The sequence below is a fragment of the Corallococcus sp. CA047B genome, from assembly GCF_003612065.1.
In the GTDB taxonomy this organism is placed as follows: Bacteria; Myxococcota; Myxococcia; order Myxococcales; family Myxococcaceae; genus Corallococcus; species Corallococcus praedator.
The window spans coordinates 1-21,513 of sequence record NZ_RAWD01000157.1; the positions used below are offsets into that span (position 1 = coordinate 1).

A 21,513-nucleotide genomic window follows, 5' to 3' on the forward strand; every position below is an offset into this window, starting at 1 on the left:
CCCCACCGCCCTCCGGCCACACCGCCACCAGCTCATCCGCGAGTACCATGCCCCCGGCGTCGTGCCACAACCCGCCCAGGGTGCTCTTGCCCGCGCCGGAAGCACCCACGAACAACGCCGCCCGCTCGCCCAAGGCCAGTCCCACGCCGTGGATGAGCAGTCCTCCGCGCTTCGCCAGCGCCGAGGCGAGCATCACCTTGAGCACCGTCTCCACCGGGAAGCGTCCGGCCCCGGTGACGTCCGCGTGGGTCCGGTCCCCGGACAGCACCGCCGCGTAGTCCTCCCCCTCCACCCGCAGCGTCCCCGAAGCGCCGGGCTCCAGCCGGGGCAGCTCCCGAACGGCGGGCGGAGGTCGCGAAATCGAAGGGGCCCGCAGCACGAGCCGGGCATCGGAGGAGGTCCCTGCGGCCGGCGCCAGGAACGCGCTGAACACGCGCCCCAGCGTCGCGGCGAGCGCGCCGTCCTCCATCTCCAGCGCCACCGTCCACCCGGCGAGGGTGACCCGGAGCGCGGCATCACGGGGACCCGACGACGGGCCCCCACCGCTCACGGCACGCACTCCGATTCACCGGGGATGTTGCAGGCGGAGATCTGCGCCAGCGCGACGAAGGGCTGCTCCCACAGGATGGCGGGCGGCACGTACACGGCCGGCGCGGCCGGCGCGGGCTTCGACGCGGTCGGTTTGACCGCGGGCTGCTGCGGAGGTCGAGCGCTCATGGGAAGGGCACCGGGAACGCGCAGATGCGACCATCCGCCGAGCCGACGTGCAGCCGGCCCACGGTATGGTCGATGGTGGGCGTGCCGATCTCCTGGGCGGATCCGATGGACACCTGCCCTGTATCGACACCCGTCTCCGCATCCAGTTGGTGCACCTTGCCGTCGGAGCTGCCGACGTAGATGCGCGCCACGCCACTCACGTTGAGGGCGAAGGTGCCGGACGGCTTCGTGATGGGCGTCGTCGTCGTCCACTTCCACACGGGGACGTTGTTCGCATCCACCTCCCAGCGCTGGAGGGTGCCGTTGGAGAGGCTGGCCACGAAGCCCCGGCCCAGCGGGCGCACGAAGTGGGTGAACGCGGCGGCCGTCGGCTGCGTGACGAGCGACACCGACCACACGGTCGCGAGCGTGGCCGGATCCAGCCCGTACACCATGCCGTCCTGGGCGGTGACGAGGATCTGGTTGGACGCGGGGTTGCGCACCACGCCGTACTCCAGGTCCCCCAGCGCCCGCCGGCCCAGCTCCTGGCCGGTGAGGCTGTTGAGGATGCGCAGGGTGCTCGTGCTGCCCACGCCCGTCTTCGTCCCGACGTAGAGCTTGTTCGTCGTGTAGTCCACCAGCATGCCGCCGCTGATCATCCCCAGGTCCCCGGGCCGGTAGCGCCAGATGAACGCGCCCGTGGCCGCGTTCAGCGCAACGACCTGGTTCTGCGTGGCGGAGGACAGGCGCGTCGCGAAGATGGCCAGATCCACGTTGGAGTACATCGCCCGGTACGCCGGGTTCGCGTAGTCCAGCAACTGGGTGACGGGGAACGAGCTGATGTTGCCCAGGCCAATCGTGGTGTTGCGCCACAGGAACTCGCCTGTGGCCGCGTTGATCACCGCCGGGACACCGGCCTGGTCGCCCACGACGAGGAACTGCTGCCCCGGCCGGCCCAGCAGCGGAACCACCGGGAAGCGGCTGCCGACCGCGCCCGACAGCTTCACCGGCCGGAAGCGCTCCGCGCCGTCCTCGGCCGGGTTGGCCACGCTGGTGAGGTTGCCCACCACCGAATCGTTGAAGGAGCTGAAGATGCCCTCGCCCAGCGCGGTGACGGGCTGGAACTTCGAGGCCAGCCCCACCGAGTAGCACCACAGCGGCTGCCCCGCCGTCCGAGCGCGCGGCGTGGCCAGCAGGCCCAGCGAGGTGGGCTGCGTGCCCGGTCCGTAGCGGCGCGCGTCGTCCGCGTTGAACACGCGGTAGACATACGTCGTGCCGTTGGTGACGGAGGTGTCCGTGAAGCTGGAGGCGGAGCTGAACTCGTCCGAGTACACCACCGTCGCGTTGCCCAGCACGTCGCCCACCGCGTACTGAACGCCGCTGACGGGCGCGGCGTTGGGGGGCGCCGTCCCCTGCGCGCGCAGCACCAGGGTGCCGCCGTGGTTGAAGGGGTTGTCCCACGTCAGCGTCACGCTGCCGTCGCGCGCCACGCCGGTGACGCGCTGGACATCCGGCGCGCTCGTCACCGCGAGCAGCGTCATCCACGCGTTCACGTGGATGCGAGGATCGTTGTAGCCCTGGTTCAGCTCCAGGCGGTGGCGGAACACCGTGTCCCCGGTGACGGCGCTGAAGCCCGAATACGTGACGCGGAAGGTGAGCTCGCCGCCCGGGGGAATGCCCTCGCCGGAGTTCGACTCCCAGAGGTAGTACGCGTTGTCGTAGTAGAGGGTCCAGTCGTTCACGGGCTGCGGCCCGGACGCGGCGACGGCGAAGAAGTTCACCGCCGGCTTGAACAGCTTCACCTCGATGAGGGGCAGCGGGCCGCGGTTCTGCACCGTGTACGCGACCGTGACGTTCGTCGCCGCGGTGGACACCGCCTCCTGGCTCAGCCGCACGCGCTGCAGGACGATGCGCCCCTTGCGCGCGGTCGTGACCAGGTCGCTCACCACCGGCGCGCCGTTGAGCGTCGCGTCCGCCCGCACCTGGAACTGGTAGCTTGCGCCGGGCGCGCCGGACACCTGGTAGCGCCACGTGAACTGCGCGGAGGCCCCCGGGGCCAGTTGCGCCACCGTCTCCGGCGAAGGCCCGGACACGAGCGTCGCGGTCGCGTTGCCCACCAGCACGGGCGCGCGCGGGTGCACGTTCGCGTACGTGTTCGCGGTGGAGGTGTTGAGCACCGTGAGCCGCAGCGTCACCTGCTCGTCGGCGAACGCATCCACCACGTCCATGTCCGCCGCCGCCACGAAGGCGCCCACGTCCACCATCGGCGAATCCGCCAGCGGCGCGGTGACGGTGCCCGCGGTCGCTCGCGCGCGGACCCGCGCCGCCACCGTGCCGGCCGCGGTCGGCCGCACGTTGATCACGAAGACGCCGGCGCCCCGGAGCGGCACCGTCTTGTTGAACGGCGCTTCGGTCCCCACGGTCGTGAGCGGCACGGCGCTCGTGGACGTGGGGTTGTCCACCGTGAGCGTCCCGGTGTTCGCGTTGGTGCGGTTCTCCACGACGACGCGGGCCACGGCGTTCCCGTTGGCCGCCACCCCGCGAGGCGTCATCGTCACCGTGGACGACAGGCTGGAGCGCGTCCACGAATAGGTGGCCAGGTTGATGGTGTAGTTCGTGCCATCGCACTGGTCGCGGCCGTAGGTGCCCGCCATCAGGCGCTCATTGGCCTTGTCGTTCGCGCGGTCCAGGGGGGCCACCACGCTCAGCACGAAGCGGGCGCTCTGCCCCCGCGCCAGCCCCCGCTCCGCGTCATCCGAGCACCCCACGCTGGACTGGAACGTGAGCCGCCGCGAAGGCGCGTCGAAGTATTCAATCTTCCAATCCGGCGTCTCCGCCGCGGGGAGGCCGCCCAGGAACTGGTAGCCATCCGGCAGGACGAAGGACACCTCCGACAGCCGGGAGTTGTCATACGCAGACGTGGCCGTGTTCGTCACCTCCACGACGAGCTCGGACGCTTCGTCCATCACCACCCGCGCGACGGTCTCTCCCGCGGACGGCACCATCCGGGCGGTCCAGGTCTGGGAGAAGCCCACCACGGGCAGCAGCACGCCGGCGAGGAGCGTGAGGGTTCGCAGGTTCATGGCGGCGCTCACGTCACGGCTCCAGGGTGAAGGGGGTGGTGGCGAGCAGCACGCCATCCAGGAAGAAACGCGCCTGCCACGTGCCCGTCATCCGCGACGCGGTCACCTGCGTGCCCGCCACCGGCAGCGAGAAGCGCAGCGTGCGGGACTCCTCCGGCGGCGCCTCCACCGTCTGGCCCTGCTTCTCGTACGGCCGCCCGGTGGGCGTGATGAACTCCACGTCCACCTGGCCCCTGCCCCGGACGCCCCGGACCACGAAGTCCACGTCCACCTGATCCACCTGGGACAGGCCCACCGGCCCGGACGCCGCGCCCACCACCCGCGCGCTTCCGGACGGCGGCTGCGCTTCCACGGGAGGCACTTGCTCCCCCGCCACGGGGTCCCCCTGCGCTTCGGGCGGAGGCCGGGCCACGCTTCCGCCCCCGGCCAGCACGTCCGTCGGATCCAGCGGCCCGGCGCTGTCGCTCCCCTGCCCCGGCGTCACGGCCGGAGGCGGACGGGGGGACACCCCCTCCGAGCACGCAGACAGCACCACCGCACCCGCCAGCACCGCCACGAGCGCACGCATCATCGAACCTCCCGAGGCGCGGCACCGGCCGGCGCGCGCACTTCATCCACCAGTCCCCGCCGCTGCAATTCCGTGAGGAAGCGCAGCGTGTCGGCCAACACCGGACCCACGTCGGTTGAAGACTCTTGCGCCACCGCCTCGGCCACCGCCCGGACCGTGCGCTGGCCGTCACACAAGGCCCAGATGCGCGCCGCCGTCGCGTTGAGTCCGCGCAGGGTGCGCCCCTCCGCGTCCAGCACGAGGAAGTCCGCCCCGAACCACTCGCCCGAAGCACCCGCGCGGCGGCGGGGAACGCTGGCTTCCGCGAAGCTCATGGGCGGCCCGTCCTTCCCAGCCACGTGGCCAGCCGACGCTTCACCGTCGCGCGCCACCGGCCCAGCAGGCGGGGGCCTACGTCCCAGCGCTCCATCTCCAGCACCGCGCCCCCACGGCGCACCCGCCGCGCCTTCCCCAGGATACGGAAGACAGGCAGCGGCGGATCTTCGCCCCCGCCATTGTCCCCGCGCAGCGCGCACACGTCGCCGTCACACCAGCGCACCCGGTGCAGCACCAGCGAGGACTCGAAGCGCGCCAGTACCACCTCGCCCGGACGCGGGGCCTCCACCAGCGGCTCCACCTCCGCCACGTCACCCGCACGCAACGACGGCCACATGCTGTCCCCATCCACGGGGATCCAGCGCGGGCCATCGATCACGGATGCGGTGCGGGGGACGCTCGCCATCGGAGACCGAATCTACCCCAGCCTCTCAACGCTCGCGAATCTCTGGAGCCTCAATCTCCCAGCGATTCCCAGGACTTACGATGCTTAACACCTTTACTCCGGGATTTTCAGGGAAGACGGGCCGGCCGCCTGCCCTCCGACCCGGCGGACCGGATCGGAGGATCAGCGGCGGATCATCCCTGGGGCGCGGGAGCTGCGGCCGGCTGGGCGCGCAGCGTCTTGCCCACGTTGTCCAGGGCCACCGGCACCAGGTCTCCGCCCGCCATCGGCTTGAGCTTCGCCTGCCCGCTGCGCAGCTCGTCGCCGCCCAGCACCAGGGAGAAGCGGGCGCCGGACTTGTCCGCGCGCTTCATCTGGCTCTTGAGGCTGCCGCCACGCGTGTCGAACTCCACGTAGAAGCCCTCGCGGCGCAGGCGGCTGGTCAGCGCCAGCGCCGCGTCCTGGCAGGCCGCGTCCACGTCCGCCGCGACGATGAACAGGTCCGGCTGGGCGGTGAACGTCTTGCCACCCTCCTTGAGCAGGAGCACCAGCCGGTCCAGGCCCATGGCGAAGCCCACGGCGGGCACGTCCGGCCCGCCCAGGCCCTTCATCATCTTGTCGTAGCGCCCGCCGCCGCCCACGGTGCTGGCGGTGCCCAGCGCGGGGTGCGACGCGATGAACTCGAAGACGGTGCGCGTGTAGTAGTCCAGGCCGCGCACCAGCCGGTGGTTCACCACGTAGCGGATGCCCAGCTGGGTAAGCTTGCGCTGCAGGTCGCCGAAGTGCGCGCGGCACGGCTCGCACAGGAACTCCAGGACGTTGGGCCCGGCTCCAGCCACCGCCTGGCACTTCTCGTTCTTGCAGTCGAGCACGCGCAGCGGGTTGCGCTCCAGCCGCTGCTGGCAGTCCGCGCACAGCTCTTCCCGGTGCGCGTTGAGGTACTCCACCAGCTTCGCGTGGTACGCGGGCCGGCACGTCTCGTCGCCCAGCGAGTTGATGTTCAGGGTGACGTCCTTGAGGCCCAGCGCCTCCAGGAACTGCACCACCATGTCCATCAGCTCCACGTCCTGCGCGGGCTCCTTCGCGCCGTACGCCTCCGCGCCAATCTGGGAGAACTGGCGGTAGCGGCCCGTCTTCATCCGCTCGTAGCGGAACATGGGCCCCATGTAGAACCAGCGCGACACCGGCTCCGCGTTGCTCACCGAGTGCTCGATGTACGCTCTCGCCGCGGGCGCGGTGCCCTCCGGACGCAGGGACAGGCTGCGGCCGCCCTTGTCCTCGAAGGTGTACATCTCCTTGCCGACGATGTCCGTCTCCTCGCCCACGCTGCGCACGAAGAGGGCGGTGTCCTCCACCATGGGCGTGCGCACCTCGCCGTAGCCGAAGCGGCCGAACAGCGTGCGCGCGGTGCCTTCCACGAACTGCCAGACTTCAATCTCGCCAGGCAGAAGGTCGTTCATCCCCTTCACGCCGTTGATCTTCTGACTCACACGATCTCCCCGATGCGCGTGCCCATGCGCACCACCGCTTCCGGCTGGAGGCTTTCGTCCCAGCGTACCCGCTTCGGTTCGAAACAGAGGATGACGGTGGAGCCCATCTCGAAGCGACCCAGCTCCCCACCCTTCTCCACCGGGATGCCCGCGCCGTAGCGGTGCACCTTGCCCGGCTGGCCAATGTGGGTGGTGATGTCCTCGTAGGACGCCTTGATGCGCGACACGCACGTGGCGCCCACCTTCACCACCGCCACCTTGCCGGCGGGCGTGTCCAGGTACGTCACCAGCCGCTCGTTCACGCAGAACAGCGACTGCTTGTTCTTCACCGACGCGGGGTTCACCGGCCAGAACTCACCCGGGATGTACGCGTACCCGGTGATGGTGCCGCCCAGCGGCGCGTGGATGCGGTGGTAGTCGCGGGGCGACAGGTACAGCGTCGTCCAGGCGCCGCCGTGGAAGGGCTTCGCGGCCTGCGCGTCCCCCAAGAGCTCGTCCACCGTGTACTCGATGCCCTTGGCCTGCAGGCACCGGCCGTTGTCCGAGTAGCCCACCTGGGACACCCGACCATCCACCGGCGACACGACGACGTTCTTGCCCCCGTCCACCGGGCGCAGGCCCGGCTTGAGGCCGCGGGTGAAGAACTGGGCGAAAGTGGGGTAGTTCTCGAAGGCGTGCTCGGCCTCCGCCATGTCCACGTTGTACGCCTTGGCGAAGGCGCGCATGGCCCAGTGGTGCACCGGCGCCGGCGCGGGCAGGCGCGTGGCCAGGCCCACCGCGGAGGACACCGCCGACTTGGGCAGCACACGCATCAACTTCATGAAGGTCTGTTCGTTCATCGAAGGTCGTCAGTCACGAAAGGGAAAAAGGGGGTTTCAACGGCCGGCGTCGGAGGACACCACGCCGCCATCCGCGTACCGCTGCACGGTGCGCATCTCGCTGGTGGGTAACAGCGCCAGCACGCGGCCGTCTTCAATCAACACCATCGTGTCCGCATGGCTGGGGAACTCCAGCCGGCAGGACGCCCGGTCGCTCAGCTTCCAGCCCTCCCGCATCCCCCGCCCTTCCACCTGGACGGGCATGGCGCGCTGGAAGCAGCCCCGGAAGCCGGCCACCAGCTCGGAGGCCGGCGTGCCCACCTGGGGACCGACCATCCCCGCATCCCCCAGCCCCGCGTCCACCGGCGCCTCGGACGGGAGGGCCTCCGGCTGCGCGATGCCCGTCTGGGACGGGTCGGAGGTGGGCAGCGCCTGGGCGCTCTCCACCGCGCGCTGCTGCTCCGCCGCGGCCGCCATCATCCGCGTGCGGCCCTCGTCGATGCGGCGCAGCAGGTCCTGCGCCGCGACGGAGTCCACGCTGTCGGCGGGCACGCGCTGCAGCAGCGCTTCAATCTCCCCCGTCGCCGGATCCAGGTACGCGCCGTCCAGCTTCTGCGCGTACAGCGAACTCCAGCGCTTCGTGGCCTGCTCGTATTCGGGTGACGGCGGCGCCGGAGCGCGACGGCACCCGGACGCACCGAGCACGAGGAGGACGAGGACGGCGAGGCCAAGGCCCTTGACGGGCCGCATCGGACGGAGGACCTGGGGACGCACGGCCCCGGTTTATGCCACCTTCCGCCCGGTTGCGCCGCTTTTCCGCACCGGGGGCGTCAGGCCCTCAGACGCCCAGGAACAGCCGCTTGCCGAAGTTCAGCGCGAGGTCCGCGTCGAAGATCTTCTGCGCGGACGTCTCGATGTCGTACTCCACGCGCAGGTACTCCACCGTGCGCGCGTCCGTGTCGCAGATGACGAAGCAGGCCCGGTTGTCGTAGTCGCGCGGCTGCCCCACGCTGCCCACGGAGACGATGTACTTGTAGCCCTTGCGCAGCACGAACTTCTGGGCCACCACGTCGTTCACCTCACCGTTGCCAATGGCGAACGCCCGGCACAGGTGGCTGTGGCCGATGAACGTCACTTCCGGCAGCTCCGCCACGTACGGCGTCAGCTCCCGCGCCTGCTCCAGCGCGAAGATGTACTCGTACGCCTTCGGATCGATGGGCGAGCCGTGGCAGAAGCCCACCTCTCCAATCCGGTACGTGTACGGAAGGCTGCGCAGCCAGGCCAGGTTCTCGTCGGAGAGGACGTTGGCGCTCCAGTCGAGCGCGTGCCGGGCGGCGTCGTAGTAGTACGAGTAGTCCATCCGGCCGGCGACCGCGGCGTCGTGGTTGCCCAGCAGCGTGATCTCCGCCACCGAGCGCACCAGCTCGCAGCACGGGTTGGGCGACGCCCCGTAGCCGACGATGTCCCCCAGCGACACGAAGCGGTCCACCTTCTGGTGCTCCGCCACCCTCAGGACTTCCGTGAGGGCCTCGATGTTGGAGTGGATGTCGGAGATGACGGCGATGCGCATGGGGAGCCTATGGGGAGGTCTGCTGCTGGGAGATGATGCGCCGCAGGCTCGCCAGCGCGTTCGCGTCCAACGCTTCGAATCTCAAGCCCATGCCCGGAGGCCGCCCGACAGGCTGCTCGCCTCCGCGCAACCACACGACGGTCGCCTCGGCATGCAACGCCGCGTCCGTCTCCTGCGACAGCCGCACCTGCGCCCGCGAACCCTTCGCCAGGGGCGTGCTCGTCCTCAGGAAGAGTCCGCCCTCGCTCAGGTTGGCGATGCGCGCATACAGGGTCACGTTCTCACCCTCGCACCAGCAGCGCAGGTGGGTGCCAACCCGCGCGTACTTTCGGTTTTCGCTCAACCCGTGACCTCCCGGCAGGGGCCTCTCCACCCACGGTCGGGCTGAAAAAGGGTGGCCATGCCGGATTTATTCATCCACTGCGTTCAGGCGAGCCTAGGGAAGGTGGGAGCGGCCCGTCAAGTTCCACACCGAGTCGCCCGCCCTTCCTGGTCGCTTGGCTTCAGCCCAGGGGGCCCAGGTCGTCGAAGTGGGTGAGCTTCTTGAACTCGGCGAAGCGGGCGTGGATCTCCGGGCGCTTCACCTCGCGCAGGCGCTCCAGGCTGAACTTCTCCACGGTGAAGGAGGCCATCACGCTGCCCATGACCATGGCCTTGCGCAGCAGCTGCCCGTCCACCTTGTCGTAGGACGCGGACGCCAGGGTGCCCATGAAGCCGCCGGCGAAGGTGTCACCCGCGCCGGTGGGGTCGAACACCTCCGACAGGGGGAACGCCGGGCAGGCGAAGATGTGGTCCTGGTCGAAGAGCAGCGCGCCGTGCTCGCCGCGCTTGATGACCACGCGCGAGGGGCCCATGGCCAGGATGGCGCGGGCGGCCTTCACGACGTTGTGCTCGCCGGACAGCTGGCGCGCCTCCGCGTCGTTGATGAAGAGCAGGTTCACGCGCTGGAGCGTCTTCAGGAGCGCGGGGCGGCTGCCCTGGATCCAGAAGTTCATCGTGTCGGCGGCCACCAGCTTGGGCGCCTTCACCTGGTCCAGCACGCGCGACTGGAGCTCCGGGTGGATGTTGCCCAGGAAGACGTAGGGGGTCTCCCGGTACGCCTGCGGCAGGTTGGGCGAGAAGGACTCGAAGACGTTCAGCTGGGTGTCCAGCGTCTGCGCCTCGTTGAGCTCCCAGCCGTACTTGCCCTTCCAGCGGAAGGTGCGGCCGGCCTCGCGGGTGAGCCCCTCCAGGTCGATGCCGCGCCCGCGCAGGAACTGGAGGTGGGCCTCCGGGAAGTCCTCGCCCACCACCGCCACCAGCTGCACCGGCCCGAAGAAGGACGCGGTGGTGGAGAAGTAGGTGGCCGAACCGCCGAGCACGTCATCCTTCTTGCCGAAGGGCGTTTCCAGCGAGTCCAGCGCGATTGAACCGACGACGAGAAGGGACATGCGGGCTTCCTGGGGAGTGACCGGGCGCGAACCGCTTGCGTCAGGGCACGGCGCTTCGTGAAGGGAAACCCCGTGCCCGTGCCGGGTACGACACCTGCCCCGCAAGGTCAAGGGGACAAGGGACACCCGGGGGCCCGGAAGGCGCCCCCGTGCCTAGAGCGCGGGGATGCCCGTGGTGACGATGAGGGACTTCAGGTCGTCGTCGGTGAAGAAGAAGCCGGCGCCGAAGAAGAAGTCGCGGCCGGCGATCAGGCGCTTGGTGGCCGTGTCGCGCTGCTGGGCGTTGATGATGTCGTCCATGCCCGCCACCACGAACAGGTGGTCGAACGCCTGGGCGCGCAGCGTGGCGCGCAGGCGCGGGTATCTCAGCTCATCCGCGGTGAAGTTGAAGGCGTCCATCTTCAGGGTGAGCGCGTCGTCGAAGAAGTGCAGGTCCGCGCCCACACCGCCCGTGGACTCGATGAGGCCAACTCGCAGGGTGGTGAAGTAGTAGCGCTTGGCGAACTGGAAGCTGAACTTGAAGGACTCCTTGGTCACCTTCTGCGTCTGGATGACCGGGTCCCCGTCCGACGGCGGGTTGGTCTGCACCACCTGCGTGCTCACCGAACCGCGCGGGTCGTCGATGATCTCCAGCAGGTAGTACTTGTCCGGCTTGGGGATGAGCCGCAGCGACAGGCCGTTCTTCGACGCGCCCTGGGACACCAGGTAGGTGCTGAACAGGCCCACCTCCGTCTGGGTGTTGGTGAGGCGGGTGGCGAAGTCGGAGATGTCGGTGACGGCCTCGTTGACGCGCTGGCCCAGCTGCTCGTCGGTGAGCAGCGCGCCCGCGGCGCCCTCGCCGTCCTTCACCTTGCGGGTGATGTCCTCCAGGTTGGCGAGCGTGTTGTCCAGCCGGCCCAGGGTCTGCTTGAGGCTGGAGACGCTCTCCTTGAACTCCCCTTCCCCGCTGCCCACGATGTTCTTGACGGTGCCCAGCACCTCGCGAACATCCTTGGTGATCATCTCCACGTTGTTGACGATGCGGCCCACGTCCGCGCCGTTGCTCTGGGTGATGGCGCGCACATCGGAGGACACGCCCTCCACGTTCGCCATGATGGTGTCCAGGCGGTCCGTGTTGCGGCGCACCGTGGCGTCCACCGAGTCCGACAGGCGGACCATGTTCTCCACGATGCGCTCCAGGGAGCCGGCGCCCTTCTCCCCGCCCAGCACCTCGCGCAGCGCGCCCGTCACCTGCTGGATGTCGGAGGTGATCTGCGACAGGGACTCGAACACGGCCTCCACGCCCTGGGTGTCGATGACGCGGCGGATCTGCCCGCCGTTCTCCAGCGCGGGGGCCTGCTCCGTGCCGGGGTTCAGGTCCAGCAGGTAGTCGCCCAGGAGCGACTCCGAGCGCTTGGTGACGGCGGCGTCCTGGCGCACGTCCACGCCCTTGCGGATCTTCAGCCAGACCTTGGCGCGGGTGCCCTCCAGGGTGATGTCGCTGATTTCACCCACCGGGATGCCGGCGATCTGCACCCGGCCGCGCACGGCGAGACCGGACGCATCCCGGAAATAGGCCCACACCTGGGTGGAATCCCGGTCGCTCAGCCCGCCCTTGGTGGCGAACAAGACGAACGTGATGAGGAATGCCCCCGCGGCGATGACCAGCAGGCCCACACGGAAGGGCGTGACGAGCTTCTTCACCTGATGTGACTCCGAGCGCTACCGGCCGCGCGCGACTCTAACGATTTGCATGCCGGGTGCCAGCTTTTCATGGGGGACGGGAATTCTTGCGGTCCCTAGTTCTTGCCGAACCAGGTCTGCAGGAACACCTGGACGGCGGGCTGCGTGGACTCGCGCAGCTGCTCCGGGGAGCCGTTCTCCACGATGACGCCCTTGGAGAGGAAGGCAATCTGATCCGCGACGTTGAAGGCGGAGGCGATGTCGTGGCTGATGACCACGCTGGTGACGCCCAGCTCCTTCTGCGCGGTGAGGATCATCTCATCCACGGAGTCGGTGGTGATGGGGTCCAGGCCGGTGGTGGGCTCGTCATAGAGGACGACCTTCGGGTCCAGCACCACGGCGCGCGCCAGGCCCACGCGCTTGCGCATGCCGCCGGACAGGTCCGCGGGGAAGCGGTTCTCCACCTCCGGCTTGAGGCTCATCAGCTCCAGGCGCTTGCGCACCTTCTCCCGGATGGCGTCCTCGGAGAGGCTGGTGTGCTGGCGCAGGGGGAAGGCGACGTTCTCGAACACCGTCATGGAGTCGAAGAGCGCGGCGGCCTGGAACACCATGCCGAAGCTGCGGCGGACCTGCTGCAGGCCCTGCACGCTCATGGGGACGATGTCCTCCCCGTCGATGATGACCTTGCCACTGTCGGGCTTGAGCAGGCCGATCATGTGCTTCATCAGCACCGTCTTGCCGGAGCCGGAGCCGCCCAGGATGACGCAGGTGCTGCCCGCCGGCACGGTGAGGTTGATGCCGGTGAGGACCTTGGTGGAACCGAAGGTCTTGTGCAGGTCCACGATGTCGATCATCGGCTTCTTCGACCCGGTGGACGCGGGAGGAGCCGAGGGAGAGTCCGGCGGGCCCATCAGTGCATCATCATGCCGACGATGAAATCGAGGATGAAGATGGACAGGGCGCTGGCCACCATGGCCTCCGTGGTGGCCTGACCCACGCCCTTGGCGCCGCCGGAGGCGTTGTAGCCCTTGAAGCAGCAGATGAGGGCCACGGCCAGACCGAAGATGGCCCCCTTGATGAGGCCCTCGTAGACGTCCGAGGGCGCCATCCACTGCTGGGTGCGCGACAGGAAGGTGCCGGGGGAGATGCCCAGGCCGAACACCGCGACGATGTAGGCCCCTGTCATGCCCGTGGTGTTGAAGAGCATGGTGAGCGCGGGGACCATGAACAGGCCCGCGAGCACACGGGGCACCAGCAGGTACTGCACCGGGTTGACGGCCATGGTCTCCAGCGCGTCCACCTGTTCGGAGACGCGCATGGTGCCCAGCTCCGTGCACATGGCGGAGCCGGCGCGCATGGTGACCATCAGCGCGGCGAACACGGCGGACAGCTCACGGGTGAGCGTCAGGGCCACGGTGGGGCCCACCAGGCTCTCCGCGTCGAACAGGGCGAAGGCGGTGGACGTCTGGAGGGCGAACACCATGCCGGTGAAGCTGCCGGTGAGCCCGACGATGAAGATGGAGCCCACCCCCACGAAGTCCAGCTGGGTGAACAGGTTGTTCAGGCGGTAGGGGCGCCGGACGCTCCAGCGGAAGATGTCCAGGCCCATGGCGACCACGCCGCCAATGGTGGCGATGACGTCGATGAGGCCCCTGCCGAAGCCCTCCACCGACTGGACGAAGGCGCCGGTCAGGCGGTTCGGTTTGCTGGGGGTCTCGGTGGTCATGCGTTCAGGCTGGCTACTCTACGTGCCCCCGCCGCGCGCACAAGCGAAGTCCCTCGCCGGGTTATCCCACCCTCACCGCCATGGCTGGTTGGCAGGGGACCTCGTGCGTGACGGACAGGTGGGATGCGATGGGGCTTCCTCCTCCCAGGGCTGGCCGTTATGTTCCGCGACCCTTTTCCTTCCACGCCCGGCGCGCCCTTTTTTCGGGGAGTTGCCGGGCCAGAGCGAAACAACAGCATGGCTACCCTGAAGGTCGGCGGCGAGGTGGATTCCCTCTGCACCCGCTGCAAGATGTCTCTCGCTCACACCATCCTCGCGATGGTCGGTCCGAAGATCGCCCGCGTCCGCTGCAACACGTGCGGCGGGGAACACGCGTTCCGCGGCAAGCCCGGCACCACGGACCGTCCCACGAAGGCCGCCACGGCGAAGGCCGCTCGCGCCGCCAGCGGCACCACGCGCACGACGCGCGCGGAGAAGGTGGTCATCTCCTTCGACGAACAGCTCGCGGGCAAGGACATCGCCAGCGCGCCCAAGTACAGCCCCAAGGACACCTACCGGGTGGATCAGGTCATCCACCACCCGACCTTCGGCGTCGGCCTGGTGACCGCGGTGCGCGGCGACAAGGTGGACCTCACCTTCCGCTCCGACACCAAGACGCTGGTGCACGGCCGCGGCGGCGGCGCGCCCGCGGACCGGCCCGCCTTCAGCCCGCCGTCCAAGATGAACTCGGGCCCGGCGGACAAGCCCATGGCTGAAGTGCCCATGGACGAGGAGCTGCCCGAGGTCGCGATCCTGCCCTCGGATGAGGAGCTGGACAACGCCGTGCCTGCCGAGGATTGACCCGAAGGCGGGAGCGGCGGTCAACTGGGAAGCGGGATTTCCCGAATGCGTCCGCCGCTCCTCATCGCCGTCCTCCTCTGGGTGTCGCTCGCCGCCGTGGCCCGGGCGGAGCCGCCCGAGGTGGAGGCGACGCCCGGGCGCGTGGTGCTCGGGCAGGACCCGGCCGTGGTGGTGCGGGTGCGGGTGCCGAAAGGCGCCGGCCCCGTGCGCGCGGCCGCCTCCTCGGGCACCTGGGAGGCGACCCGGGTGGAGGGCGGCGCGGAGCGCGTCTTCCGCTGGACCCCTCCGCCGGTGCGCTACCCGCTGTGGGCGGTGCTCGCCTTCTGGGTGGAGGATGGCCGGCCCCCGGAAGTCACCCCGGTGCACATTCCCCTCCTGGGACGCACGACGCTGGACGTGTCCACCGCGCCGGGCGCGGAGGTGGTGGTCGCCGTCGGTGAAGCGCGCTTCGGTCCGGTGAAGGCGGACGCACGGGGCCGCGCGCAGGTGCCCGTGGAGGTGCCTCCGGATGCGAAGGAGGCGCGCGTGCTCGCGACGCGGGGCACGCTCACCACGGACCGCAGCGCCCCGTTGGAGGTGCCCGCCGAACGCCCGCTGGTCGCCGCGCTCACGCCGGATCCGCTGTCGCCGGAGGACGGGGGCTGGCTCATCCTCGCGGGCACGGAGGGCGTGGTGCCGCCGTCGCAGCTGGACGTCGCCGCGGAGGGCGCCACGGTGAAGGCCGAGCCTTCGAAGGAGCGCGCGCGCTTCACGGTGCATCCCCGCGAAGGGGCCACGCGCGTGTCCGTCACGGTCCGCTGGCGCGACGCGGATCCCACCGCGAACGCAGCGCGGATCCAGGCCGGCGTGCTGCCCGCGCGGCCCAAGCCTCCGGAGACGGTGGAGCTCACGGCGCCCACCTCCCCTGCCCCGCCGCCGCAAACCCTGGCCCCGCGCGGCACGGGCGAACGACTGTCGTTGTTCCTGCTGGGGGGCGCCGCGTTCGCGAGCGGAGCCAATGGCGGACCGCTGCTGTCATTGGGGGTCTCCGTTCCCCTGCCTGTCTGGAATGGGCGGCTGGCGGCGGAGGCCGAGGCGGGGTTTCGCCACGCGATGTTCGACGCGCCGCAAGAAGACCTGGGGGTGCATTCGCGCGTGTGGGGCGTTCCCCTGCTTTTGTCCGCGCGGGTCACCCTTTTCCAGCATGACTCCTTCAAGCTGGACGGCAGAGCAGGCGCGGGTGTGCTGCCTTTCAGCCATCGACTGTCTGTGGATGCATCTCAGACTTCAGACGACTTCCCGACGGCCGTGGATGAGAGCAGAGTCGCGACCATGGGATTCCTGTCCGTGCAGGGTGCGTATGGCTTTGGCCGCTGGAGCGTCCTCGCGGAGGCGCGAGCCGCGCTCGCCCCCGTCGAAACGGATCTACTGCGCGCCGAGCTGGGTGGCGTGTCCGTGTCCGCGGGACTGAGGTTCGTTCCGTGAGGCGCGCCACGTTCGCGCTGCTGGGGTGGGCCGTGCTGGCGTGGGCCTGTTCAGGGAGTTCTCCTTCGCTGCCCAAGCCCACCATCCTCTCGGTGGAGCCGGCGACGTTGCTCGTCAGCTCGAAGGACGAGGAGCTCACCATCCGGTTCGACGCGCAGTACGCCGTCTCCGTGGACTACGGCGAGGAGAAGGTGAACGCCCGCACGACGGCGACGGGCCACGTCTGGGTGGATGAGATGGAAGCGGTGGTGACGCAGTTCGATCCGCAGGGCGTCGCCGTCGTGACGATGCCCCGGGGCCTGGGTTCGGGCGCGCACACGGTGAAGCTGCGGCTCGATGACGGGCGGGAGGCGGTGGCCGAGGGAGCCCTCACCCTGACGCCCCCCGGCAAGGACAAGGAGACGGATCCCGAGGAGGAGTGGGACGCGGGGGTCCTCATCGCCTTCGACGCGGGCGTGTCCGAAGCGGAGGTGGACGCAGGCTCCATGGACGACGCGGGGACGCCCGGGGATGCGGGCCCCCATCCGGACGACCCCATCCTTCCAGGCGACATCACGGGCTTCACGTTCGACCCCATCGAAGGCGCGCGCACGAGCCGCCTGTCCTTCACCATCTCCGTGCGCGCCGAGGGCCCCCGGGCCGCGCACTTCAAGGGCTCCCTGGAGCTGACGTCCTCGCGAGGCAAGGTGACGCCCACGAAGATCGGCCCCTGCGACAGCGGCGTGTGCACCGCCATCATCACCGTGGACGCTTCCGAGGGCACCGTGTGGCTCTCCGCGCTGGATGGCTACGGCGTGGGCGGCATGTCCAACAGCTTCATGTTGACCAAGCACCCGTAAGGCCGTCACCCGGCCGCGCGCAGCAGCTCCAGCGCCCGCAGCATGTCCGGAGGCAGCGGGGCCTCCACCGCGCCCGCGGCGACGCCCGGCAGCGCCGGCCACTCCACGCGCGCGGCGTGCAGCGGCGTGCGCGTCAGCACCTCCTGCGTCCCCTGCCCTCCCAGCTCCCCCTCCGTGAGGGGCGCCTCGCGGCCGTACTGGTGGTCCACGAGCAACGGATGGCCCAGGGCCAGCAGGTGCACGCGAATCTGGTGCGTGCGCCCCGTCACCGGCTCGGCCTCCACCAGCGAGACGTTGGCGAAGGTCTCCACCGGACGCACCCGCGTGCGCGACGGCTTGGCGTCCGGCTCCTCCGGCCGCGCCACGCGCATGCGGCCCTTGCGGCCCGCCACCAGCGGCGCGTCCACCCACTGGGGGGTCTCCAGCCGGCCTTCCACCAGGGCCCGGTAGCGCTTGCGCACCTTGCCCGCTTCAAAGGCCTGGGAGAGCGCGCGGTGCACCGCCGCGTCCAGGGCGAAGACGAGGACGCCGGACGTGTCGCGATCCAACCGGTGCACCACGAACACCTTGCGGCCCAGCTGCGCCTCCAGCGTGTCGCGCAGGCACGGGCCGCCTTCACGGCCGGGGATGACGAGCACCCCGGCCGGCTTGTCCACCACCATCACCCCCGCGCCGTCGAAGAGGATGCGGGCACTGCTGCTCACTCGTACTCCGACGCCGACACCACGGTGATGGGGCCCAGCCCTTCGAGCAGCGGCTTCACTTCCGACGCCTTGCCCAGCACGACGATGACGGGCGCGTCCGCGAAGGCGTACTTCTTCGCCACCCGGGCCACGTCCTTCGGCGTCACCGCGCGCAGCCGGTCGCGGAACTTCTCCACCCAGTCGTCCCCCAGGCCGTGGATGCGGACATCCGCGATGACGGACGCGACGGACTCGTTGGTCTCCGTGCGCAGCGGATACAGGCCGGCCAGGTAGCTCTGGGCGTCCTTCAGCTCGCGCGGCTTCAGGCCGCCGTCGCGCACGCCGTGGATCTCCTCCAGCGCCACGTCGATGATCTCCCGCGTGGAGGCCGTCTTCGTGAACGTGGACAGCGCGAACACGCCGCCCGCGCTCATCGTGTCGAAGTAGGAGCTGACGCCGTAGGTGAGGCCGCGGTTGACGCGGATCTCGTTCATCAGCCGCGACGTGAACCCGCCGCCCAGCGCGATGTTCATCGCCGTGGCCGGGAAGTAGTCCTCGTGGCCCAGCCAGAAGCCCGGGCCACCCAGGCGCACCTGGGACTGCGTCTGGTCCGGCTTGTCGATGAGCAGCACCTGCCCGGCCTTCGCCAGCGGCTCCTGCTTGCGGGGCAATTCCGCGGGCGCGTCCGGTCCGCCCGTCCAGCCGGCGAACGCACGCTCGGCCTCCGCGGCCACCGTCTCCGGCGCGATGGCACCCACCACGGTGAGCATCGACACGCGCGGGCCCATGCGCTCGGCGTGGAAGCGCACGACGTCGTCGCGGGTGAAGGTGGACACGGTGCGCTTGATGCCGCCCAGGTCGCGCCCGTAGGGGTGGTCTCCCCAGAGCAGGCGGCTGAAGGCGCGGTCGGCGATGGTGGACGGGTCGTCCAGATCGTTGGCGAACTGCGCCAGCACGCGGTCCCGGGCATCCAGCACCTCCTGCTCCGGGAACGAGGGCTCGCGCACCACCTGCCCCAGGACGTCCAGCATCGCGGAGAAGTGCTCCGCGGGCGTCGTCAGGTAGACGGACAGCACGTCCTCGTTGACGCCCGCGTAGAGGCTGGCGCCCACGAACTCCACGGCCTCGCTGATGGCGTCGGCGTCCAGCTTCTGGGTGCCCCGGCGCATCAAGCGCGCGGTGAAGTCCGCCAGGCCATCCTTGCCCGGAGGATCCCACACGCTGCCCGCGCGCATGACCAGCCGCACGGAGATGAGCGGCAGCGGGCCCCGTTCCGCGGCGATGACCTTCAGGCCGGTGGACGTGGTGCTCTCATGCAGCTCCGGCAGCTTCAGCGCGCCGGTGGCCGCGGCCTGGGGCACCAGGGCGAGCTTCGCCTTCCTGGCGGGCTTGGAGGCCTTGGCGCGGACCGCGGCGACCTTCTTGCGGGCGCTGGCGGCCTGTTTGCGCACGGCCTTGGCGGCCTTGCGGACGGTCTTCTTCACGGAGGCGATTTTTCGGGAGGCCATACGCGGGAGGGGTTTCCTCGCGGGACGCTTCAAGCGTCCGCGTCGTCGCCGGGCTCGATGGCGCCGGCTTCGGGCTGGAGGGTGACCACCGAGCGACGCTCGGGGGCGAAGTACTTCGCGGCGACGGCCTTCACCTGCTCCGGCGTCACGGAAGCGTAGAAGGTCGGCAGGGACAGGCCCTCGCGCCAGTCGCCCAGCAGGGCCTCGTAGTGGCCCAGGGCGTGGCCGCGGCCACTGTTGGTGGACAGCTCGCGCAGGTGGTCCGCGCGCAGGTTGTTCTTCGCCTTCTGCAGCTCCTTCTCGGTGACACCCTCGCGCGCCAGCTTCTCCAGCTCCGCGTACAGCAGGGCCTCCACCTTCGCCGGATCCGAGTCCGGCTTGAGCTCCAGGTAGAACATCACGGTCCCCGGATCGATGCGCCAGCTCCAGTCGAGCATCACCGACACGGCGGCCTTCTGGTCATACACCAGGGACTTCACCAGCCGGCTGCCCTCGCCCTTGGTGAGGATGTACTGGGCCACATCCAGCACCAGCGTGTCCTCCTGGCTGGCGGAGGGGCCCCGGAAGCCGATCATCACCGACGGGGACTGCGCGGGGTGGCGCACCACGGCGCGGCGTTCGCCCTTCTGCTCCGGCTCCGCGTTGATCACCGGCAGCGGCGACGGTCCGCGCGGGATGTCGCCGTAGTAGCGGCGCACCAGCGCGAGCGTCTTCTTCGGGTCGATGTCCCCGCAGATGTAGAGCACCGCGTTGTTGGGCGCGTAGTACGTGCGGAAGTACTCCTGGCAGTCCTCGCGGGTGATGTTCTCGATGTCCGCCATCCACCCGATGACGGGCCAGCGGTACGCGTGCGCCTTGTAGATGAGCGTCCCCAGCTCCTCGTCCATCATCCCGGGGATCTCATTGTCCACCCGGACGCGGCGCTCTTCCTTGACGACCTCGCGTTCGCTGGCCAGGGTCTTGTCGGAGATGCTCAGCGAGCGCATCCGGTCCGACTCCAGGTCGAGCACCGTCTCCAGCGCGTCGGCGGAGAAGTCGTCGTAGTACACCGTCATGTCGTTGGACGTGTACGCGTTGGAGCGGCCGCCGTTCGACTCGAGCGTCTTGTCGAACATCTTGGGGCCGTACTTCTTCGCCCCGTTGAACATCATGTGTTCGAACAGGTGGCTGATGCCGGTGATGCCGGGCCGCTCGTTGCGGCTGCCCACCTGGAAGAAGGTGTAGAGGCTCACCACCGGGGCCTGATGGTTCGCCAGCAGGCGGACCTTCAGACCGTTGGGCAGCGTTGCCTCGTGAACGTCGAAGAGGGCGTGGAGGATGGGGTCCACCGCGCGCGCGGGGGACCGCGGGGATGCCTTGGCCATAGGTGCCCCACCGTAACCACGGCGGGCCTAGAGATCCACGACACCTTCACGCAGGGCCCTCACCACCGCGTCCACATGGGAGTTGACGCCCATCTTCCGGTAGATATGCGACAGGTGCGTGCGCACCGTCCGGCGCTCCAGCGTCATCACCTGCCCCACCTCCGCGTTGGACAGGCCCTTGGCCACGTAGCGCAGCACGTCCAGCTCCAGGGGCGTCAGCCCCCAGGGCAGCTCCGCGGGCTTCTGGGCGGGCTTCGCCTGGACGGACTGGAAGTAGTTCCAGAAGCGGCGCGCGATGATCGGCTCCAGCACCGTGCCACCCTCCATGACCTCCTGGATGGCGGAGCGGATCTTCTCCGGCCCCACCCGCTTCACCAGATAGCCGGACGCGCCGGCCTGGATGGCCTCGTAGACCTTCTGCTCCTCCTCGAAGGACGTGAGGATGAGGATCTCCACCTCCGGGGCGCGGCGCTTGACCTTCTGGGTCACCTGGATGCCGTGCATGCTCGGCAGCTCCAGGTCCAGCAGGACGAGCTGCGGGCGCTCCCGGACGATGTCCTCCACGGCCTGCTCGCCGTCCTGCGACGTGCCCACCAGCTCCAGTTCGGGGAAGGTGTTCAGGACCTTGATCAGGTTGCGCAAGAGCTGCGGCTGGTCCTCAACGATGAAGATGCGCGTGCGCTCCACGTTCACCGCCTGGTGGGAGGAGGCTGGAATTGTTCCTCCAGCTTCTGGTGCTGGCCCCGCGAGAAGCGGAGCTGGAAGTCCTTGCGCTCGCCCGTGGACAGCGCGACCACGCGGATGTCGCGCGTGCCGACGCGGACCGGGAAGTTCACCAGCGGCGTGGTGCGGCTCACCCGCGCACCGTCGATGTAGACCCGCGCCGGAAGGTTGGTGCGCAGCGTGAGGAACGCGCGCTGGGCCTTGGCGGGCACCGCCGGTTCGCTTGCCTCCGCCCCGTCATCCTCCTGGTCCTCCAGGTCCTGTGAGGACGAGGACGGAGGAGGCGCGGGCGGCGGCGGCGCGATGGGGCGCAGCTGCGTGGGGCTGGCACTGTCTCCTATACACATCT

At 69.8% G+C, this 21,513-nt stretch carries 21 protein-coding genes and 2 pseudogenes; 3 read left to right on the forward strand and 20 right to left on the reverse strand.

Annotated elements, in window-relative coordinates:
* The 15 genes and pseudogenes from D7X74_RS23310 to D7X74_RS23375 all read right to left on the reverse strand — a co-directional run.
* A pseudogene (locus D7X74_RS23310) lies at positions 1-550 on the reverse strand (hypothetical protein); the annotation flags it as partial.
* Positions 547-717, reverse strand: coding sequence for a hypothetical protein (locus D7X74_RS43085; RefSeq protein WP_158620462.1), 171 nt, complete (start codon positions 715-717; stop codon positions 547-549). The gene D7X74_RS43085 and the pseudogene D7X74_RS23310, both read right to left, overlap by 4 nt.
* Entirely contained in the window at positions 714-3,791 is a 3,078-nt protein-coding gene (locus D7X74_RS23315) for a PQQ-binding-like beta-propeller repeat protein (protein ID WP_233602215.1), read from the reverse strand. The genes D7X74_RS43085 and D7X74_RS23315 overlap by 4 nt, the downstream gene beginning before the upstream one ends.
* 1 nt (position 3,792) lies before the next feature.
* The gene (locus D7X74_RS23320; RefSeq protein WP_120535199.1) at positions 3,793-4,350 is read right to left on the reverse strand and encodes a hypothetical protein; all 558 of its coding nucleotides are present in this window, start codon (positions 4,348-4,350) and stop codon (positions 3,793-3,795) included.
* Complete coding sequence (locus tag D7X74_RS23325; RefSeq protein WP_120535200.1) at positions 4,347-4,661, reverse strand: PqqD family protein; 315 nt, start codon at positions 4,659-4,661, stop codon at positions 4,347-4,349. The genes D7X74_RS23320 and D7X74_RS23325 overlap by 4 nt, the downstream gene beginning before the upstream one ends.
* Positions 4,658-5,068: a S24/S26 family peptidase gene (locus D7X74_RS23330; protein ID WP_255425939.1), complete on the reverse strand. Its 411-nt coding sequence runs from the start codon at positions 5,066-5,068 to the stop codon at positions 4,658-4,660. The genes D7X74_RS23325 and D7X74_RS23330 overlap by 4 nt, the downstream gene beginning before the upstream one ends.
* A 173-nt stretch (positions 5,069-5,241) precedes the next feature.
* A complete protein-coding gene (gene hisS, locus D7X74_RS23335) occupies positions 5,242-6,507 on the reverse strand; it encodes a histidine--tRNA ligase (protein WP_233602216.1) in 1,266 nt (421 codons plus the stop codon).
* A 26-nt stretch (positions 6,508-6,533) separates the two neighbouring features.
* Entirely contained in the window at positions 6,534-7,376 is an 843-nt protein-coding gene (gene asd, locus D7X74_RS23340) for an archaetidylserine decarboxylase (protein ID WP_120535202.1), read from the reverse strand.
* 36 nt (positions 7,377-7,412) lie between these two features.
* Positions 7,413-8,105, reverse strand: coding sequence for a hypothetical protein (locus D7X74_RS23345; protein WP_120535218.1), 693 nt, complete (start codon positions 8,103-8,105; stop codon positions 7,413-7,415).
* 88 nt (positions 8,106-8,193) lie between these two features.
* Positions 8,194-8,925, reverse strand: a complete 732-nt coding sequence (locus D7X74_RS23350; protein WP_120535203.1) for a metallophosphoesterase — start codon at positions 8,923-8,925, stop codon at positions 8,194-8,196.
* A 7-nt stretch (positions 8,926-8,932) separates the two neighbouring features.
* On the reverse strand, positions 8,933-9,268 hold the full coding sequence (locus D7X74_RS23355) for a TIGR02266 family protein (RefSeq protein ID WP_120535204.1): 336 nt from the start codon (positions 9,266-9,268) through the stop codon (positions 8,933-8,935).
* Between the two features lie 160 nt (positions 9,269-9,428).
* Positions 9,429-10,355, reverse strand: a complete 927-nt coding sequence (locus D7X74_RS23360; protein WP_120535205.1) for a PfkB family carbohydrate kinase — start codon at positions 10,353-10,355, stop codon at positions 9,429-9,431.
* A 153-nt stretch (positions 10,356-10,508) separates the two neighbouring features.
* The gene (locus tag D7X74_RS23365) at positions 10,509-12,038 is read right to left on the reverse strand and encodes an MlaD family protein (RefSeq protein ID WP_120535206.1); all 1,530 of its coding nucleotides are present in this window, start codon (positions 12,036-12,038) and stop codon (positions 10,509-10,511) included.
* A 95-nt stretch (positions 12,039-12,133) separates the two neighbouring features.
* Positions 12,134-12,871, reverse strand: coding sequence for an ABC transporter ATP-binding protein (locus D7X74_RS23370; protein ID WP_120535207.1), 738 nt, complete (start codon positions 12,869-12,871; stop codon positions 12,134-12,136).
* Positions 12,872-12,927: 56 nt separating this feature from the next.
* Positions 12,928-13,743 carry an ABC transporter permease gene (locus D7X74_RS23375; RefSeq protein ID WP_120535208.1) on the reverse strand — a complete coding sequence of 272 codons (816 nt, stop codon included), beginning with the start codon at positions 13,741-13,743 and terminating at the stop codon, positions 12,928-12,930.
* A 237-nt stretch (positions 13,744-13,980) separates the two neighbouring features.
* On the opposite strand from D7X74_RS23375, the gene D7X74_RS23380 reads away from it, so the two are divergent.
* The 3 genes from D7X74_RS23380 to D7X74_RS23390 are packed head-to-tail and all read left to right on the forward strand — an operon-like array spanning position 13,981 to position 16,886.
* Entirely contained in the window at positions 13,981-14,583 is a 603-nt protein-coding gene (locus D7X74_RS23380; protein ID WP_120535209.1) for a hypothetical protein, read from the forward strand.
* Positions 14,584-14,628: 45 nt separating this feature from the next.
* Entirely contained in the window at positions 14,629-16,047 is a 1,419-nt protein-coding gene (locus tag D7X74_RS23385) for a hypothetical protein (protein ID WP_120535210.1), read from the forward strand.
* Positions 16,044-16,886: a hypothetical protein gene (locus tag D7X74_RS23390; RefSeq protein ID WP_120535211.1), complete on the forward strand. Its 843-nt coding sequence runs from the start codon at positions 16,044-16,046 to the stop codon at positions 16,884-16,886. Before D7X74_RS23385 ends, D7X74_RS23390 begins: the two co-directional genes overlap by 4 nt.
* A 5-nt stretch (positions 16,887-16,891) precedes the next feature.
* Here the strand turns inward: D7X74_RS23390 and D7X74_RS23395 are convergent, their stop codons facing one another.
* From D7X74_RS23395 to D7X74_RS43090, 5 genes and pseudogenes are all read right to left on the reverse strand, one after another.
* A complete protein-coding gene (locus tag D7X74_RS23395; protein ID WP_120535219.1) occupies positions 16,892-17,548 on the reverse strand; it encodes an RluA family pseudouridine synthase in 657 nt (218 codons plus the stop codon).
* A 38-nt stretch (positions 17,549-17,586) separates the two neighbouring features.
* The gene (locus D7X74_RS23400; protein ID WP_120535212.1) at positions 17,587-19,077 is read right to left on the reverse strand and encodes an insulinase family protein; all 1,491 of its coding nucleotides are present in this window, start codon (positions 19,075-19,077) and stop codon (positions 17,587-17,589) included.
* A 29-nt stretch (positions 19,078-19,106) separates the two neighbouring features.
* Positions 19,107-20,441 (reverse strand): pitrilysin family protein, encoded by a 1,335-nt coding sequence (locus D7X74_RS23405; protein ID WP_120535213.1) that lies wholly within the window; start codon positions 20,439-20,441, stop codon positions 19,107-19,109.
* A 27-nt stretch (positions 20,442-20,468) separates the two neighbouring features.
* Entirely contained in the window at positions 20,469-21,128 is a 660-nt protein-coding gene (locus tag D7X74_RS23410; protein WP_199732910.1) for a response regulator transcription factor, read from the reverse strand.
* Between the two features lie 2 nt (positions 21,129-21,130).
* Positions 21,131-21,513 (reverse strand): annotated as a pseudogene (locus tag D7X74_RS43090) (hypothetical protein); the annotation flags it as partial.